General features: G+C 59.8%; 20 protein-coding genes and 1 pseudogene. 9 read left to right on the plus strand and 12 right to left on the minus strand.

Translation table 11 applies throughout. The features are described 5' to 3' along the window. Positions 1-14 precede the first annotated feature (14 nt). Positions 15-815, plus strand: coding sequence for an undecaprenyl-diphosphate phosphatase (locus ISN39_RS20730; protein ID WP_194728720.1), 801 nt, complete (start codon positions 15-17; stop codon positions 813-815). Between the two features lie 51 nt (positions 816-866). Here ISN39_RS20730 and ISN39_RS20735 read toward each other — a convergent pair whose 3' ends face one another. From ISN39_RS20735 to dnaN, 7 genes are all read right to left on the minus strand, one after another. Beyond that, positions 867-1,019, minus strand: coding sequence for a hypothetical protein (locus tag ISN39_RS20735; RefSeq protein WP_027510599.1), 153 nt, complete (start codon positions 1,017-1,019; stop codon positions 867-869). Positions 1,020-1,298: 279 nt separating this feature from the next. Beyond that, the gene (locus tag ISN39_RS20740; RefSeq protein WP_074066368.1) at positions 1,299-2,279 is read right to left on the minus strand and encodes a complex I NDUFA9 subunit family protein; all 981 of its coding nucleotides are present in this window, start codon (positions 2,277-2,279) and stop codon (positions 1,299-1,301) included. 112 nt (positions 2,280-2,391) lie between these two features. Next, positions 2,392-2,679 (minus strand): DUF1330 domain-containing protein, encoded by a 288-nt coding sequence (locus ISN39_RS20745; RefSeq protein WP_074066369.1) that lies wholly within the window; start codon positions 2,677-2,679, stop codon positions 2,392-2,394. A gap of 81 nt (positions 2,680-2,760) precedes the next feature. Then, positions 2,761-3,453: an orotidine-5'-phosphate decarboxylase gene (gene pyrF / locus ISN39_RS20750; RefSeq protein ID WP_194728721.1), complete on the minus strand. Its 693-nt coding sequence runs from the start codon at positions 3,451-3,453 to the stop codon at positions 2,761-2,763. Position 3,454: 1 nt separating this feature from the next. After that, a complete protein-coding gene (locus tag ISN39_RS20755; protein WP_194728722.1) occupies positions 3,455-4,042 on the minus strand; it encodes a histidine phosphatase family protein in 588 nt (195 codons plus the stop codon). 1 nt (position 4,043) lies between these two features. After that, positions 4,044-4,637 (minus strand): phospholipid N-methyltransferase PmtA, encoded by a 594-nt coding sequence (pmtA, locus tag ISN39_RS20760; RefSeq protein WP_194728723.1) that lies wholly within the window; start codon positions 4,635-4,637, stop codon positions 4,044-4,046. Between the two features lie 118 nt (positions 4,638-4,755). Next, a complete protein-coding gene (dnaN, locus tag ISN39_RS20765; protein WP_074066373.1) occupies positions 4,756-5,874 on the minus strand; it encodes a DNA polymerase III subunit beta in 1,119 nt (372 codons plus the stop codon). A gap of 243 nt (positions 5,875-6,117) precedes the next feature. Between dnaN and rsmI the strand changes: the two genes are divergently transcribed. The 6 genes and pseudogenes from rsmI to ISN39_RS37925 all read left to right on the plus strand — a co-directional run bounded on the left by rsmI (position 6,118) and on the right by ISN39_RS37925 (position 9,994). Next, positions 6,118-7,038 (plus strand): 16S rRNA (cytidine(1402)-2'-O)-methyltransferase, encoded by a 921-nt coding sequence (rsmI, locus tag ISN39_RS20770; protein ID WP_246763257.1) that lies wholly within the window; start codon positions 6,118-6,120, stop codon positions 7,036-7,038. 34 nt (positions 7,039-7,072) lie between these two features. Further along, positions 7,073-7,378, plus strand: a complete 306-nt coding sequence (locus ISN39_RS20775; protein WP_194728725.1) for a hypothetical protein — start codon at positions 7,073-7,075, stop codon at positions 7,376-7,378. 101 nt (positions 7,379-7,479) lie between these two features. Continuing rightward, the gene (locus ISN39_RS20780; protein ID WP_074066375.1) at positions 7,480-7,983 is read left to right on the plus strand and encodes a cupin domain-containing protein; all 504 of its coding nucleotides are present in this window, start codon (positions 7,480-7,482) and stop codon (positions 7,981-7,983) included. A gap of 94 nt (positions 7,984-8,077) precedes the next feature. After that, on the plus strand, positions 8,078-9,025 hold the full coding sequence (gshB, locus tag ISN39_RS20785) for a glutathione synthase (RefSeq protein ID WP_074066376.1): 948 nt from the start codon (positions 8,078-8,080) through the stop codon (positions 9,023-9,025). Positions 9,026-9,102: 77 nt separating this feature from the next. Then, positions 9,103-9,285: pseudogene (locus ISN39_RS20790) on the plus strand (magnesium chelatase domain-containing protein); the annotation flags it as partial. Between the two features lie 295 nt (positions 9,286-9,580). Beyond that, the gene (locus tag ISN39_RS37925; protein ID WP_338112275.1) at positions 9,581-9,994 is read left to right on the plus strand and encodes a hypothetical protein; all 414 of its coding nucleotides are present in this window, start codon (positions 9,581-9,583) and stop codon (positions 9,992-9,994) included. Between the two features lie 236 nt (positions 9,995-10,230). Here the strand turns inward: ISN39_RS37925 and cysK are convergent, their stop codons facing one another. Together cysK and ISN39_RS20805 are read right to left on the minus strand one after the other, a co-directional pair. Next, on the minus strand, positions 10,231-11,193 hold the full coding sequence (cysK, locus tag ISN39_RS20800; RefSeq protein ID WP_039843657.1) for a cysteine synthase A: 963 nt from the start codon (positions 11,191-11,193) through the stop codon (positions 10,231-10,233). 133 nt (positions 11,194-11,326) lie between these two features. Continuing rightward, positions 11,327-11,962: a LysE family translocator gene (locus ISN39_RS20805; RefSeq protein ID WP_194730272.1), complete on the minus strand. Its 636-nt coding sequence runs from the start codon at positions 11,960-11,962 to the stop codon at positions 11,327-11,329. A gap of 85 nt (positions 11,963-12,047) precedes the next feature. Here ISN39_RS20805 and ISN39_RS20810 point away from each other — a divergent pair, with 85 nt between their 5' ends. After that, a complete protein-coding gene (locus tag ISN39_RS20810; RefSeq protein ID WP_194728726.1) occupies positions 12,048-12,608 on the plus strand; it encodes a cysteine hydrolase family protein in 561 nt (186 codons plus the stop codon). Here the strand turns inward: ISN39_RS20810 and ISN39_RS20815 are convergent. Continuing rightward, on the minus strand, positions 12,595-13,491 hold the full coding sequence (locus ISN39_RS20815) for a DMT family transporter (RefSeq protein ID WP_194728727.1): 897 nt from the start codon (positions 13,489-13,491) through the stop codon (positions 12,595-12,597). The genes ISN39_RS20810 and ISN39_RS20815 overlap by 14 nt on opposite strands. An 88-nt stretch (positions 13,492-13,579) precedes the next feature. Between ISN39_RS20815 and ISN39_RS20820 the strand changes: the two genes are divergently transcribed. Continuing rightward, complete coding sequence (locus ISN39_RS20820; RefSeq protein ID WP_074070133.1) at positions 13,580-14,062, plus strand: Lrp/AsnC family transcriptional regulator; 483 nt, start codon at positions 13,580-13,582, stop codon at positions 14,060-14,062. Positions 14,063-14,087: 25 nt separating this feature from the next. On the opposite strand, the gene ISN39_RS20825 is transcribed toward ISN39_RS20820, so the two are convergent. Together ISN39_RS20825 and dut are read right to left on the minus strand one after the other, a co-directional pair. Then, complete coding sequence (locus tag ISN39_RS20825) at positions 14,088-14,987, minus strand: GNAT family N-acetyltransferase (protein WP_194728728.1); 900 nt, start codon at positions 14,985-14,987, stop codon at positions 14,088-14,090. Next, positions 14,984-15,454 carry a dUTP diphosphatase gene (dut, locus tag ISN39_RS20830; RefSeq protein ID WP_074066381.1) on the minus strand — a complete coding sequence of 157 codons (471 nt, stop codon included), beginning with the start codon at positions 15,452-15,454 and terminating at the stop codon, positions 14,984-14,986. The genes ISN39_RS20825 and dut overlap by 4 nt, the downstream gene beginning before the upstream one ends. Positions 15,455-15,509 lie beyond the last annotated feature (55 nt).

A 15,509-nucleotide genomic window follows, 5' to 3' on the forward strand; every position in this document is an offset into this window, starting at 1 on the left:
ACAAGGGATAAAACATGGCTGATATCTTTAGTGCACTCATTCTAGGCCTTATTGAAGGCCTTACTGAATTCATACCGGTTTCCTCGACGGCCCATGTCCTGCTCGCAGGGCATTTCCTGGGCTTTCGGTCGCCGGGCAATACATTTGTCGTTCTCATCCAGCTCGGCGCGATCCTTGCGATTCTTCTCGTCTATTTCAAGCGGCTGCTGAGCCTGGCGCTTGCGTTGCCCCGCAGCGCGCGGGCGCGACATTTCGTCCTTGCCGTACTCTTTGGTTTTCTGCCTGCAGCCGTTATCGGCGCAATTGCGCATGACTTCATCAAGAACGTGCTCTTCGAAACGCCGATGCTGATCTGCGTCGTCCTCATCCTTGGCGGCCTCGTCCTCCTTGCCGTCGACAAGATCCAGTTCAAGCCGAAGTATCATGATGTGACGGAGTTTTCCTTGCCGATGGCGCTGAAGATAGGCTTCTTCCAGTGCCTGGCAATGATCCCGGGAACATCCCGCTCGGGCGCCACGATCGTGGGCGCGTTGCTGATGGGTGCCGACAAGCGCTCTGCAGCCGAATTCTCGTTCTTTCTCGCCATGCCGACGATGGTCGGCGCTTTTGCTTTGGATTTGTACGAGAACCGCAATCTGCTGAGCTTCGATGACGGAATGCTCATCGTCATCGGCTTCGTGGCGGCTTTCGTCTCGGCGCTCTTCGTTGTCCGCGCGCTGCTCGATTTCGTGTCGATCCGGGGCTATGCGCCCTTCGCCTGGTGGCGAATCTTCATTGGCGCGGCAGGCCTGATCGGCTTGACGTTGTTCGGCTGATTTTCAGATATTTGACATCCGGGGCGGCTCCAGAAAGAGCCGGCCTTTGCCTCAGTGGTTGAGAGAGGCTGTGGAGCAGGGATCGATGCCATAAGCCGGCGCGCAGCCGCCCTTCACCGCTGCGACCGAGCCGGGCGCAATGAAGGAACCTGCGAGGATAACCAGTGCCGCACACGCAAAAAGAAGCGCGATTGACTTGCCCATCGAATAAAGCCTTTCAAGTCGATTTAGCGCGCCGCAAATGGCGCTGAGTCCGTTTCAGGACGCGCGGGGTGTGTAGTCAGTGGAATGGCAAATAGCAATAAACGTTGCTGCTAAATGTGGCGTTAATTTCACTAAATTTTTAATGCGTCTTTTATGCAACGCCGTTCCGGCTCGGCGTTATATAAAGCACGCGAAACTTGCCCGGTTGCCTGAAAGAAGCAAAAAGAAAAACGCCGTCTGTGAGCAAACACAGCGGCGTTCAACCGATGCGATAATTTCTCAGGCTGATTTTCCCGAACCCGTGTACTGACCATGCGGGCGGTAATGCACCAGATACGACGGCAGTACGGAGGCCAGCATTGTCGGCGTGACGCCGAGGGCCTTCAACGTGAGGCCATCCGTTTCGGCCTTCGTTGAAACGACATTGTCGCGCTTCAGTAGGCGAACCTGGTCGGCCGTGATCGGGGGCTTAACGAAGGGAATGAGCGAAGCGACGCTGCCGATCAGCGAAGCGATGCTGAAGGGAATGGAAACCAGCCGGTTTTTGCGGGCGGTGATCTTCAGCATGACCTGAAGACATTCGCGGAAGGTGAGCACTTCCGGACCGCCGAGTTCATAGATCATCCCGCTCGCAGCCTTGCCCTCGACGGCGCGTGCCACGGCTTCTGCCACGTCCTCTACGTAGACCGGCTGCAGCTTCGTCTTGCCTCCACCGATAAGCGGAAGCACTGGCGAAAGGCGAGCCATCTCCGCAAATTTATTGAAGAAGCCGTCTTCCGGCCCGAAAACGATCGACGGACGGAAGATTATGGCGTCCTTCTTGGTCGAAAGGATTGCCGCCTCCGCGCGGCCCTTGGTGCGGGCATAGCTGGAATCCGAATTGGCGTCGGCGCCGATTGCCGAAATATGGATGAGCTTCGCGCCGGATGCCCGGGCGGCTTCCGCCACGGCGCGCGCACCGAATTCCTGCACCGCATCGAAGGTGTTGCGGCCGGCCTCAAAGAGCACGCCGACACAGTTGATGACGAAGTCGGCACCCTCGACGGCGCGATCGACCGAAGTGCGGTAGCGCAGGTTCGCTTGGACAAAAGAAATCTGCCCGACATTGCCGAGCGGCTGCAGAAAACCTGCCAGATCCGGCCGCCGCACCGCGACGCGGATGCGATAGCCGCGCTTTGCGAGGGCGCGCACGATATGCCTGCCGAGAAAGCCAGAACCTCCGAACACGGTCACGAGCGGCGGCAGGTTGGCAAGGGTCATGGCAGGCTCCTCGAAAGGCTTGGATGGACGCGTTGATCGGCACTCGTATTAGCCGAAACCCGGCGCGACGGAAAGGTCCATCTTGCCTCAGCTTCGCAGATGCAAAGAGTGCTCAGACGCCTTCAACAACCACCATTTCCGCGTCGGCGACTTCCTGGCGGATCTTGGCGGCAATCTGGTATTCCGGGGAGTTGTAGCAATCGACCGCAGCCTGCATGGACGGGAACTCGATGACGACGTTTCGGGCTCGCGATTTACCTTCAAGTTCGGTGATTGCACCGCCGCGGGCGAGGAAGTTTGCGCCGTATTTTTCAAAGGCCGGCTTAGCTGCCGCGACGTAATCCTTGTAGCGCTCGGGATCGCGAACATCGACGCGTGCAATCCAGTATCCTTTTGCCATGGTTTTCTCCTCCTGTTGACGGTTGCCCACGTCATCCAAATCGCTGATATGTTCAGTATCAGCCGCGTCCTTCGCCAAGCGTCAGAGCGCGGCTTCCATCTCGGCAAGAATGGCGCGTGCCGCTTCCTTCGGATCGGGCGCCTTGACGATCGGACGGGCGACGACGAGGTGGCTTGAGCCGGCCTTCAGCGCATCGGCGGGGGTCATGACACGCTTCTGATCACCCTTTTCACTACCTGCCGGGCGGATGCCGGGGGTGACGATTGCCATTCCGGGTCCGACGATTTTCCGAACGGCGGCGGATTCTTCTGCGGAGCAGACGACGCCGCCCATCCCGGCGAGCAGCGCCTGTTCGGCGCGGCGCAGCACCAGTGTATGCGGGTCGTATTCGTAACCTGCAGCGATCAGATCCTGCTCGTCCATCGAGGTAAGGACGGTCACGCCGAGCAGGCAGAGTTCGGAACCCTTTGCCGCTTCGACGGCAGCCTTCATCGCCTTGGGATAGGCATGCAGCGTCAGCATGGACATACCCATCTTCACGATGTTCTCGACGCCGGAAGCGACCGTGTTGTCGATATCGAGCAGCTTCATGTCGAGGAAGATCTTCTTGCCGCTCTGTGCGAGATCGCGTGCGAATTCCAGACCGCCGGCGAAGACGAGCTGATAGCCGATCTTGAAGAAGAGAACGTCGTCGCCGAGCGTCGAGACGATCTGTTCCGCCTCGCCAAGTGTCGGAACATCCAGCCCGACGATCAGCCGCTCGCGTGCGTTCATCTCACATCCGTCCCTGCCAGTTTTCCATGGGCGTCCAGTCGCATGATAAGCGCCGGTCTGCAAGGCTGAAACAATAGAGATTGCCGCCACCGGGCGGCTGATCGCGATCGCGCGCGATGACGCGGCTCTCAAGATGGCATTTCAACAGCGTGCCGACCCCGCCATGCCCGACAAAGGCGATCGGCTCGTTCGGATCGTGATCGGCGAGAACAGCTTCGAAGGCCGAAACGATGCGCTGCTGCGCATCGGCGGCACGCTCCCAGCCTCTGAAACTATCTTGCGGATGCGCGAAGAACCAGTCGGCAGCTTTCTCGAACTCCGGAGGTGGCAGGAAGCCCGTTGCGGACCGGTCGTTCTCATGCATACCATGTCGGATTTCGATGGCCACGCCTGCCGTCGCAGCCAGTATTTCCGCGGTCTCGACGGCCTTCGTCTCGTCGCTGGAAATAATACGGCGCAGTTTCCTCGCCCAGCTGCTTTCAGCCGCCTTGCGCGCGCGCGCCTCGCCGATCTCGGATAAACCCCATTTGGGCACCGCGACGTTCGGATCGATTTTCACTTGCGGGTGGGTGATGTACAGCCCGTACATATCAGCTGCGTCGGTAGATCCAGAGCTGGGCCGGCGGGATATTGCGGACGATGAAATCGAAATGCTGGATGTGGTAGCGCTCCGGCCGCGCGATGATCGGCGAGACCGGACCATAGGAAATCTGCACGACCGGCCGGCCTGCCGGAATACGGTCGAGCAGGCTTTCCAGAAGCGCAATTCGCGCCTGCATCGGGAAGTTCAGCAGCGGCACGGCCGAAACGACGGAATCGAACGTCTGATCCTTGAGGTCGCCGAGCGTCTTGTCGAGGTCGAAGGCGTCGCCATTGATGAAGCGGACACTGGGGTAAAGGCGGACGAGATGCTCGTAAAAATCCGTCGAATATTCGATGGCGACGAGATTTTCCGGCTTCACGCCGCGCCCGAGGATCGCCTTGGTGATCGCGCCCGTGCCGGGACCGAGTTCAAGAACCGGTAGGCCGGAATTCAGGTGGATGACGCTTGCCATCTTGCGGGCGGTGATGGAGGAGGTGGGAACGATGGAGCCGACAGTTTTCGGCCCCTGCATCATGCCCTTGAAGAAACGGATTTCTTCATCGAACTTCTTGCCGAGCCGTTCTTTCAGCCGCAACGCCATGCCGTCCTCCACGAATAATGTACCAAAACCGCTAGCTATCTATTTGCCATCCTCTGGCGCAAAAACAAGACCAAACGTCGCAATCGGCAAACTTTACCGCGGCAAATGCGACGTGCGTTTACACGCGCATCGGCATCAGAACGTAAAGTGCATCATCGCCGGCGGTATCGCGAATGAGCGTCGGCGAGCCTGCATCGGCAAGCAGAAAAATCGCCTGATCGCCGGAAAGCTGCGCCGTGATGTCGAGCAGATATTTGGCATTGAAACCGATTTCCATCGAATCCGTGTCGTAACCGACGGCGACTTCTTCCGTCGCGCTGCCAGAATCCGGATTGTTGACGGTAAGCAGAAGCTGGCCGTCTGATAGTGCGAGCTTCACGGCGCGACCGCGCTCGGAAGAAATCGTCGAAACGCGGTCGACAGCCTGGGCGAATGTCGTGCAATCGACGCGCATTTCCTTGTCGTTGCCGGTGGGGATCACACGCTGGTAATCCGGAAAGGTGCCATCGATGAGCTTGGAGGTCATGACGATCGAGTCGATGCCGAGGCGGATTTTGGCATCTGAGACTTCGACGGTGACCACCGCATCGGGATTGTCGACGAGCTTCTGGAGTTCACCGACCGTCTTGCGCGGAATGATGATGCCAGGCATGCCTTCGGAGCCGGAGGGCGCCTTCACGTCGGCACGTGCGAGGCGGTGGCCGTCGGTCGCTACCGCGCGCAGCTTCAAGTCGCCCTCGCTTTCGATCGTGTGGAAGAATATGCCGTTCAGATAGTAGCGCGTTTCTTCGGTCGAGATCGCAAACTGCGTGCGGTCGATCAGCATCTTGAGATCGGCTGCCTTCAGCTTGAAGGAATGCGTGAACGTGCCGGCGGTCAGATCCGGGAAATCGGATTCCGGCAGGCACTGCAGCGAGAATTTCGAGCGGCCGGACTGGACAGCCATCGAGCCGCCATCCGTCGAGGTTGCCAAAAGAACTTCCGAACCGTCCGGCAGTTTGCGCACAATGTCGTAAAGGAGATGCGCCGGAACCGTTGTGGCGCCGCCCTGCTCGACATTGGCGGGCGTGGCTTCGGTCACTTCGAGATCGAGGTCGGTCGCCTTCATGTCGAGCTTCTGGCCATCGGCGCGCAGCATGATATTGGACAGGATCGGGATCGTGTTGCGACGTTCGACCACGCGGTGAACGTGGTTCAGCGACTTCAAAAGGTTTGACCGCTCAATAGTTATACGCATGGGATGCTACCGCTTTCGACCGTTACTGCCCCAGCGCGCAAAACGCGCCGGAAGATGCTGTCCGGCTCCGGGCCGGAGGAGTGGACAGGCAAAATGGCAGAACTTTGCTGACGAATGCAAGGGGTGCGAGACGCAGCAGCGCTGCAATTGCCGTTTTCCGGGACAATGCTCACAGAAATCCGAACACTTGCTGCGGGCCAAACCCCCGCGCATAAAGGCAGAGAGCCAAAGGAGCCATCGAAATTGAATAATGAGGAAACAGCGGGCGAGGGCGGCAGGCAGCGCGGCTATCGCCTGCACAATGTCGCCATCCCGGCCCGCCCGCTGGAAGCGGCGCTTTATCTTGTCGCTACGCCGATCGGCAATCTGGGCGATATCACGTTGCGGGCACTGGAAACGCTGGCGGGTGCCGATGTGCTCGCCTGCGAGGATACGCGCGTGACCCGCGTTCTGCTCGACCGATACGGCATTCAGAACCGGCCCTTTGCCTATCATGAGCACAATGCCGATGAGGCGGGTCCGCGATTGCTGCAGGCTCTGGAGGCGGGCAGGTCTGTTGCACTTGTCTCAGATGCCGGGACGCCGCTTGTCTCTGACCCCGGCTATCGCCTTGCACAGTCGGCGATCGAAGCAGGTTACCGTGTCGTGCCCATTCCGGGAGCATCGGCGCCGCTTGCCGCGCTTGTCGGCTCGGGCCTGCCGAACGACGCCTTTTTGTTTGCGGGGTTCCTCCCAGCGAAGGACAAGGCGCGGCGCGACCGGCTGGCGGAATTTGTCGCCGCTCCAGCGACGCTCCTGTTCTTTGAATCGCCCCACCGGATCGGCGCGACGCTGGCTGCTGCCGCCGACGTGCTCGGGCCTACCCGTAGGGCGTCCGTTTGCCGCGAACTGACGAAAACATATGAGGAGTTCCGCCGCGGCACGCTCGCGGAGCTTGCCGCGCATTATGCTGAAATCCACAATGTGAAGGGCGAGATCGTGCTCGTCGTCGGCCCACCGGAAGAGCGGCCGGCTGACGAAGCGGATGTGGGGGCCATCCTTGCCGACCTTGCGACTTCCATGCCGACGGCAAAGGCAGCCGCCGAAGCCGCACGCGTCACCGGATTGCCGCGCAAGGAACTCTACCAGCGCTTGCTTGATATGAAGGCCAAGGATGGGCGATAGCTACGACCATTAGCCGGCGAAAGATAGGTCGGCCATGTCTTTCCGGCGCTGTGACGTCGGCATTCGTACCGAGGATCTGCGGCTGGCAGGTTCAAATGAATATGCGATGCCTGATTGTGGAATATGTCGAAGAACTCGGCTCGCAGCGGCTCGTGCATGGCCTTACGGGCGAACAGCCGCTGAGGGCGGTCGTCTCCCGGAAACGGCGCTGGCACCGGAACTGCGTTTCGTGATCACGCCGCAAAAGCTGCATTTCTTCGCGCATGATACCGGCAAGCGCATCGGTGCCGGTGCTGCGATCACTGCTCATCATCCGGCAGTCGCAGACGCCATATCGTAGAGGTTTGAATGGACTGCTAAAATTTTAGCGGCCGCTTGAACGCCTCCGTTACGACTCTCTGCTATTCCGCAATGATTGGGGTAGCAAATTTGGGGGGTTCCATGGCCGTGAAGCTCATGCTCGCAAGCGCAGTCGCAATGGCTGCGCGTTCGCTGCCGTACGCGGTCGCGCCAACACGCGGCAGGAATTTCGTCGCACACTCCAGCGACCACCTGCCGATGAAATCGACGCCGATCAATCCTGACTGGATCGTCGATGGCAACCCGCAGGCGCGCACGGCCGAACATTCCCGCGGTCATGACGACGCATCGCTCACGGCGATCTGGGATTGCACAGCCGGCGAGTTCCGCTGGTTCTTCGGCTGGGACGAGACGGTGATGATCCTCGAAGGCGAGGTGCACGTCACCGCCGAAGACGGAACGGAACGCACGCTGCGCGCCGGCGACGTTGCGTTCTTCGCGGGCGGCACATGGGCGAACTGGCGGGTGGACAACTACGTCCGGAAGGTCGCTTTTCTGCGCAAGCCCTTCCCCAGGCCTGTGGCAATCCTCTATCGGCTTCGCAACCTGTTGCGCAGCAGCGGCCAGCAGGGTCTCGCGGCCTGAAATCCTTGATGCCCGCACCTGGAAGTCCTTGATTGACCGTTGCGTTTGCTTTGCTTGCGACCTACATCTGTCCGGCACTCACTGAGGGACGGAAATGGCCAATATCAAGAACGTAGCGGTCCAGATGGACCATGTCGCAGGCATCAACATTGCAGGCGATTCTACCTTCGCCATGAGTCTTGAGGCCCAAGCCCGAGGCTACAAGCTTTTCCATTATACGCCTGAGCGGCTGAGCCTCCGCGACGGCAAGCTTTACGCTTCCGTCGAACCGATGCTGCTGCGTGACATGAAGGGCGATCATTTCGAGCTCGGTGCGCCCGAACGGGTCGATCTTTCGACCATGGATGTCGTGCTGCTCCGGCAGGATCCGCCCTTCGACATGGCCTACATCACCTCCACGCATCTCTTGGAACGCATTCACCCGAAGACGCTCGTTGTCAATGATCCGGCCTGGGTGCGCAATTCGCCGGAGAAGATCTTCGTCACCGAATTTGCCGATCTCATGCCGAAGACACTGATCACCAAGGATGCGGCCGAGGTCCGCCGCTTCCGCGACGAGATGGGCGATATCATCTTGAAGCCGCTTTACGGAAACGGCGGTGCCGGCGTCTTCCACTCGACGAGGGACGACCGCAACCTGTCCTCGCTGCTCGAAATGTTCGGCCAGCTCTTCCGCGAACCCTTTATCGCCCAGCAGTATCTTCCCGATGTCCGCAAGGGCGACAAGCGCATCATCCTGGTTGACGGCGAGCCGGCAGGGGCGATCAACCGGGTTCCTGCCGACCACGACAGCCGCTCCAACATGCATGTCGGCGGCCGCGCGGAAGCGACCGAGCTCACGGCGCGTGAAAAGGAAATCTGCCAACGCATCGGCCCGGCGCTCAGGGAACGCGGCTTTCTGCTCGTTGGCATCGATGTCATCGGCGACTACATGACCGAAATCAACGTCACGTCGCCGACCGGAATTCGCGAGGTCCGCAAGTTCGGCGGCGCTGATATCGCAAGCCTTCTCTGGGATGCGATTGAGCGCAAGCGCCCATAGGGTGTTCCGGCTTGTGTTCCCCTACAACCTGACTGCAGCAGAGACGTGAATTTGTTCCTTTATTGTGTTGCCGATCTCCCAAAGGAAGCTCGCACTTCGACCTGCCGATTGCTCTTGGCCTGATGGCGGCGCTCGGCGCCATGCCGGCGGATGCGCTTGCCGATTTGGTCGCGCTCGGCGAACTCAATCTCGACGGCACGATTGCACGCGTTGCCAGCGCGCCTCAGGCAGCATCGGCGCAAATGCGGGGGGAAGGACTTGATTTTCCCTGCCGATAGCGGCGCGGAAACGGCATTCATTGTGCTGAGGAGGTCGACACCTTTAAACACTTGTCGGGAGGCGCAAGTGTGGCGGGCAATGCAAAGAACCAAGCATCATTCGCAGATTTGAAGAACTTTATTGATCTTTTTCAAACGGTTATCTTGAATTGTAAGGCATATCGAAGCGTGCCGGGGGGGCGCCGCGCGTGCTGTATATCCGATGGGGTCTCGAGTATCTGCAACAAACACTGCGGGGTCCGCGTTTAGTGGAAATAAGGTAACCGAAGGCGAACCAATGCCCTACAAGCGGTACGGCTTAGAGGAGAACTCCGACGGCACTTGGCGTGTCATAGACTACCGCGAAGGAAAGGCTGCGGAAACGGACGGAGCGGTTCTCGATCGGTTACCCCACGATACCGCGAGCAACCTTGAATTTATCCTTAACGCCCAAGAGAAGGGAATCGAGACGCGGAAGGGGAAGAGGAAGGCCAAGGCCTCGCCACGCCCAAAGGAACACGTCATGGCAACCGCGCGGTATAGCCATCGCAAGAACTTAAACATCTACTGGACGGTAGTCGATGCAGTCACCGGACAGGCGGTCGTTATCGATGGGGTGGTCATGGATATGCTCACCGAAGAGGATGCCGAGGAGTTGGTCGAGCGGCTGAACCGTAAGGATGAGGAAGGGAAACCGTTCAGTCGTCCCTGAGGCGGCCCCTGAATAGCTGCTGTAACGGGTCGATCATGTTCCACTCAACGAAAAAAAGAGGAGTGGAACAATGAGATTTCCGATCAGCCCCGCCTTCACGCGGTTTTCGGGCCTGCGGCGATCACCGCGTACTCAAGGTGGCGCGGAAGCAATTCCTATCGTATTGCCGGCGAACGGCTGACGGCGGCGGCCTGACGGAGAAAGGGGCGCCGAAGCGCCCCGATTACCTCCGAAAATCAGTTTCCGAGACCCTCAAAGAGGGCAGTCGAAAGATAGCGCTCGGCGAAGGATGGGATGATGACGACGATGTTCTTGCCGTCATTTTCCTCGCGGCTGCCGATCTTGATTGCCGCTGCCAGTGCCGCGCCTGAGGAAATGCCGACCGGAACGCCTTCAAGCCTGGCGACCAAACGCGCCGTTTCCATCGCCTGCGCGCTGTTGATGGTGACGACTTCGTCATAAATCTTCGTATCGAGGATCGCCGGGGCAAAGCCGGCGCCGATGCCCTGGATCTTGTGCGGCCCGGGCTGACCGCCGGAAAGAACCGGAGATTCCTCGGGCTCCACGGCGATTACCCTGATGCCCGGCTTCTTCGACTTCAGAACCTGGCCGGCGCCGGTGATCGTGCCGCCGGTGCCGATGCCGGAAACGAGGATGTCGACGGCACCTTCCGTATCGTTCCAGATTTCCTCGGCCGTCGTCTTGCGGTGTATTTCCGGGTTTGCCGGATTCTCGAACTGTTGCGGGATGATGGCGTCGGGAAGCGTTGCGGCAAGTTCTTCCGCCTTGGCGATTGCGCCCTTCATCCCCCGCGGCCCCTCGGTCAATACGAGTTCGGCGCCGAGCAGCGCCAACATCTTGCGGCGCTCGACCGACATGGTTTCCGGCATGGTGAGAATCAGCTTGTAGCCCTTGGCGGCGGCGGCAAAAGCGAGCGCGATGCCGGTATTGCCGGAGGTCGGCTCGATGAGCGTCGTCCTGCCAGGGGAAATTTTGCCTTGCGCTTCGAGGCTCTCGATCATGGCGACGCCGATGCGGTCCTTGACGGAAGCAATCGGATTGAAGAATTCGAGCTTGGCGAGCAGATTGGCCTTCACGCCCTTTTCCTTGGCCAGCTTGTCGAGGCGGACGATCGGAGTATCTCCGATGGTTTCCGTGATCGACGAGTAGATGCGGCCGCGGCCCGGTTTTCTCGACATGGTGCGCTCCCTTAATGATTGTTGCGCGAGAGAATAGGGTCAAAGGCCGAAGCAGGCCAGAGGGGCTTGATCCACGGAAGCGTCGTCCGAGAGAAAAAATCGTTTGGAAACGGTGCTTTGCCGAATGATTTTTTCAGGCTGCGCGTGCAGCGATAAAGGCTGCGGTTCCGGCCAGGATGCTCGCCGCAACCCTATTGAGCGCTTGCAGCGCGCGCGGCTGTTTCAGCATCGTGCGGGCGCGCGACGCAAGCAGCATGTAAGGGATCAAAACCAAAAGCAGCACAACGAAGGTTGCGACTAAAAGTATGCCGTATTCTCGAGGGCCGATGTGGTTGATGTCGATTAGTGTCGGCACGAGGGCGACGTAAAAGAGCATCGTCTTCGGGTTGCCGAGCGTCACCAGAAGGCCGGACAGGAAGGATATGCCGATGCTGCTCGATCTGCGCGCGGTAATATCCTGCGGCAAAAGACCTGCCGTCCAGAGCTTGTAGGCAATGTAGCAGAGGTAAAGCACGCCGGCGAATTTGATGATGAGGAATATTCCGGTGAAGGTCTGCGCCACGAATGCAAGGCCGAGGATCACCGCCGTCAGGTACGTGATGTCGCCGAGAACAAGGCCGAGACCCATGAAGAAGGTCTCGCGAAAATTCGAGCCGAGCGCGCGGGCGACGATCGCGGTGATGCCGGGTCCGGGAATGATCGCAGCGATAAAAAGGGCGCCGCTATAGGCAAGCAGGCTGCAACGGTCATCTTTGCTCTCCTCAGGCAGCTTCTCTTACTGATGCTACGGCCTGCTTTCAAGATGAAGTCACACGCTCGAATCAGATAGAAGTGCGCCGAAAGGGAGAAAGCCGATGACAACCGGACTGCTGCTGATCGATGTTCAGAATGCCATCTTGAAAGGCCTCGCAAGCACCGCGCGCCAGCCTTTGATCGACAAGACGCTGGACGAAACGGTGGCGCGTCTTGCCGAAGTTCTCCAAAAGGCCCGCGCGGTGAATGCACCGGTCGTCATCGTCCAGCATGACGGACACGCATCCCACCGTCTTGCCGAAGGCAGCGAAGGCTGGCAGTTGCGCGACGAGATTGCGCCTCAAGATCGCGAGATCGTCGTTCACAAGCGCAGCTGCGACTCGTTCTTCGAAACCGATCTCCAAGCGCGCCTCAAGGAGAACGGTATCACCAGGCTGGTGGTCGGCGGCTGCATGACCCAGTTCTGCGTCGATACCACCGCGCGGCGCGCCGTTTCGCTCGGCTACGATGTAACGCTGATGTCTGATGGACATATGACGGCCGACATGGGCGAACTCCGCTTCGAACAGATCATTGCCCACCACAATGCCGTGCTCGACGAGTTCGATGCCGGCAGCCACGAAATCCGGCTTGCACAGGCAGCGGCGATCAATTTCGGATAGGCCGCAGCCAACGCCCAGGCGTCCAGCCGAGATTCATTCCCGCTGCCGCAACAAGGATGATTGCCGCACCGAGGATCTGCAATGGCTGCAGTGCGCGACCAAAAGCGAGGCCGTCCACTGCGATCGCGACGATCGGGTAAATGAAGGAAAGTGCGCCGGTGAGATGTGTCGGCAGCTTCTGGATTGCGCCGTAGAGCAGTACATACATCACGCCGGTATGGACGACGCCCATCGCCACCAGAATGCACCACGATCCGGCCGTTGTAGGCAGGTCCGAAAAGTCGGTCACCGGCGCCAGCATGAGAATGCCGGTCGAAACCTGAATGAGCGCGATCAGGTGCGGCGGCGTGCCCTTCAGCCACTTTGCAGCAAGTGCCGCCAGCGCATAGAAGAAGGCCGCCCCAAGTGCCAGCGCAATACCCAGCCCGTAGCTGCCTGAAATGCCGCCGGCCTCAGGTTTGGCTTCGATAATCGCCACCATGCCGGCAAAGGCGAGCGCCAGCCAAAAGAGTTTCGCCAAAGTGATCTTCTCGCCGAGGAATGCGGCGCCGAGCGCCAGCAGCATGAAAGGTTGGGTATTGTAGACGGTGGTCGCGATCGAGATCGATGCGTGCGAATACGAGGCGAAAAGCAGCAGCCAGTTCGCCACGATGGCGATCCCGCCGAGCACCGCGATGCCAAAGGTTCTCGGCGAGAGAATGCCGGGCTTCAAGAATCCGAGCGCGCCGCAGATGACAAGAAGGCTCGCAGCCCCAAACAGGCAACGCCAGAAAACAACTCCGCTCACAGGCTGGCCGGACATGACGACGAACCAGCCGATCGTCCCCGAAATTACCATTGCTGCCGTCATCTCAACCGTGCCTTTGCCTATATCGTTCTGCATCTCGATCTCCTTTGTGCCTTGGAGATTATTGTGTTTGGATGCCAATCTCTATAATCTGCAATGCGCGATAGTCGAATTTCTCCTAATAATGAAAGGTAAACTCGCTTTGACGGCTAACGAAGCATCTCGCCTGGACAGCATCGACCAGCGTCTCCTCGATGCGCTGGCGCAGAACGCGCGTATTTCGCTAAAAGAGCTGGCGCAGGTGGCCAACCTCTCGTCGCCAAGCGCGGCGGAACGGCTGCGAAGGCTGGAGGAGCGCGGCATCGTCACGGCCTTCACGATCGATATCGATCCGGCTGCCCTCGGCTATCCGCTACAGGCAATCGTCCGCGTCCGGCCGCTGCCGGGACAGTTGCATGTCGTCGAGCGCATCATCCAGGAGACGCCTGAATTCATCGAATGCGACAAGGTGACCGGCGACGATTGCTTTATCGCCCGCCTCGTCGTCCGCTCGATGGGAGAACTCGACGGTATTCTGGACAAGGTGGCCGAAAAGGCTGAGACCAACACCTCGATGATCAAGGCTTCACCCGTCAAACGCCGCCTGCCGCCGCTTTCGAGCCGCTGAATGGATGCCTCGCGAACCGTTCTGTCTAGAAGTCCGCCATCGGCGAGAGCATCGCCGGCGACGCAGGCGCGAGATCGGTCGTACTGCGGACCATGAAGGCCGTACCGCTGTCGAAGGCGAGAGCCTCTCCGCGCCAGTCAAGCTTGTCCGGCGAAAAGAAGACGTCGACCTGTTCAGGCCCTTCGCCGAGCCTGCCGAGGATGACGGCAAGCGGCGGAATTTCCGTAGCGACGACGTCGAGCAGGCCGAAGCGGCCAGCCTCTCCGGCTTTCCACGCGATGACGGCTTTCTCCGCGTCGAGCCAGCTCAAACGAACCTCGGGATCGAGTTGGGTATTTACGAGAAACATCGCCGCATTGCCCGAAACGGCCAGCACATCCGAAACCGGTGCCCGCGTCTTCAGCGCGTCCTTCAGCAAAGCGAGATCGGCCTTATTCCATGGATCGAGCTCTCGGGCAGGTTTTCCCGCGGAATGTGGTTTCGGTGCTGCCCCGCAGTAGCGGTGCATCGGCAGGCTGCGGAAGCCGTAAGGTTTGTAGAGCAAAGGCTTGTCGGTATAGAGCACGATAGCCTCGAACTGCCGACTCTCGCACCATTCAAGCGCCTTACACGTTACGTCGCGGTAAAGCCCGCGTCCGCGCCATGGCGGGCGAACGGCGCCGGATTGGAAGGCGGCCGCGTTGATCTGCCGGTCGTTGACGACGAGTGGCATGGCAAAGGCGGATAGATTGGCGGCTAGCGTGTCGTCGGCGGCAAACCAGCCGAAAGGCATGCTTGTCGGATCCGGGCCACCGAGCTGCTGCAGCGGCCCGATATCGATGCCGAATGTATCGTCGAGGAGAGAGACGAGCGCTGCCCATGCTGCCCGATCGTCGAAATAGTCCTGACGAAAGGTCAGCCCGGCACTATCGAACGACTTGCTCAAACGCCGGTCGATCCGAAGCCGCCGGCGCCGCGTGCCGTGGTGCTGCTTTCGGTGATCTCTGCAACGCGCACCTGAGTGACCGGCGCGATCACCATCTGCGCGATGCGCATGCCGCGCGTGATTTCGAATGGCTCATCGCCGAGATTGACGAGCAGCACCTTCACTTCGCCGCGGTAGTCGCTGTCGATCGTGCCGGGAGTGTTGAGGCAGGTGATGCCGTGCTTGAAAGCGAGGCCGGAACGGGGCCGAACTTGCGCTTCGTAGCCATCCGGAATTTCGAAGATGAAGCCGGTCGGCACCAGCGCGCGCTTGCCGGGCGCGAGCGTCATCGGCTCGTTATCGGCAACGGCCGCCCGAAGGTCCATGCCCGCAGCACCGCTCGTCTCATAGGAGGGCAGGTCAAGACCTTCGCCATTGGGCAAACGGACAAGGTTGAGCTGCGGACGGATGTCGTTGTGAATGGTCATGCGACATTACTTTGCGCCGGGAGGCCCAAGGTCAATTGCATTGGCGGGCTTTAAT

The sequence above is a fragment of the Rhizobium sp. 007 genome, from assembly GCF_015353075.1.
Lineage (GTDB): Bacteria > Pseudomonadota > Alphaproteobacteria > Rhizobiales > Rhizobiaceae > Rhizobium.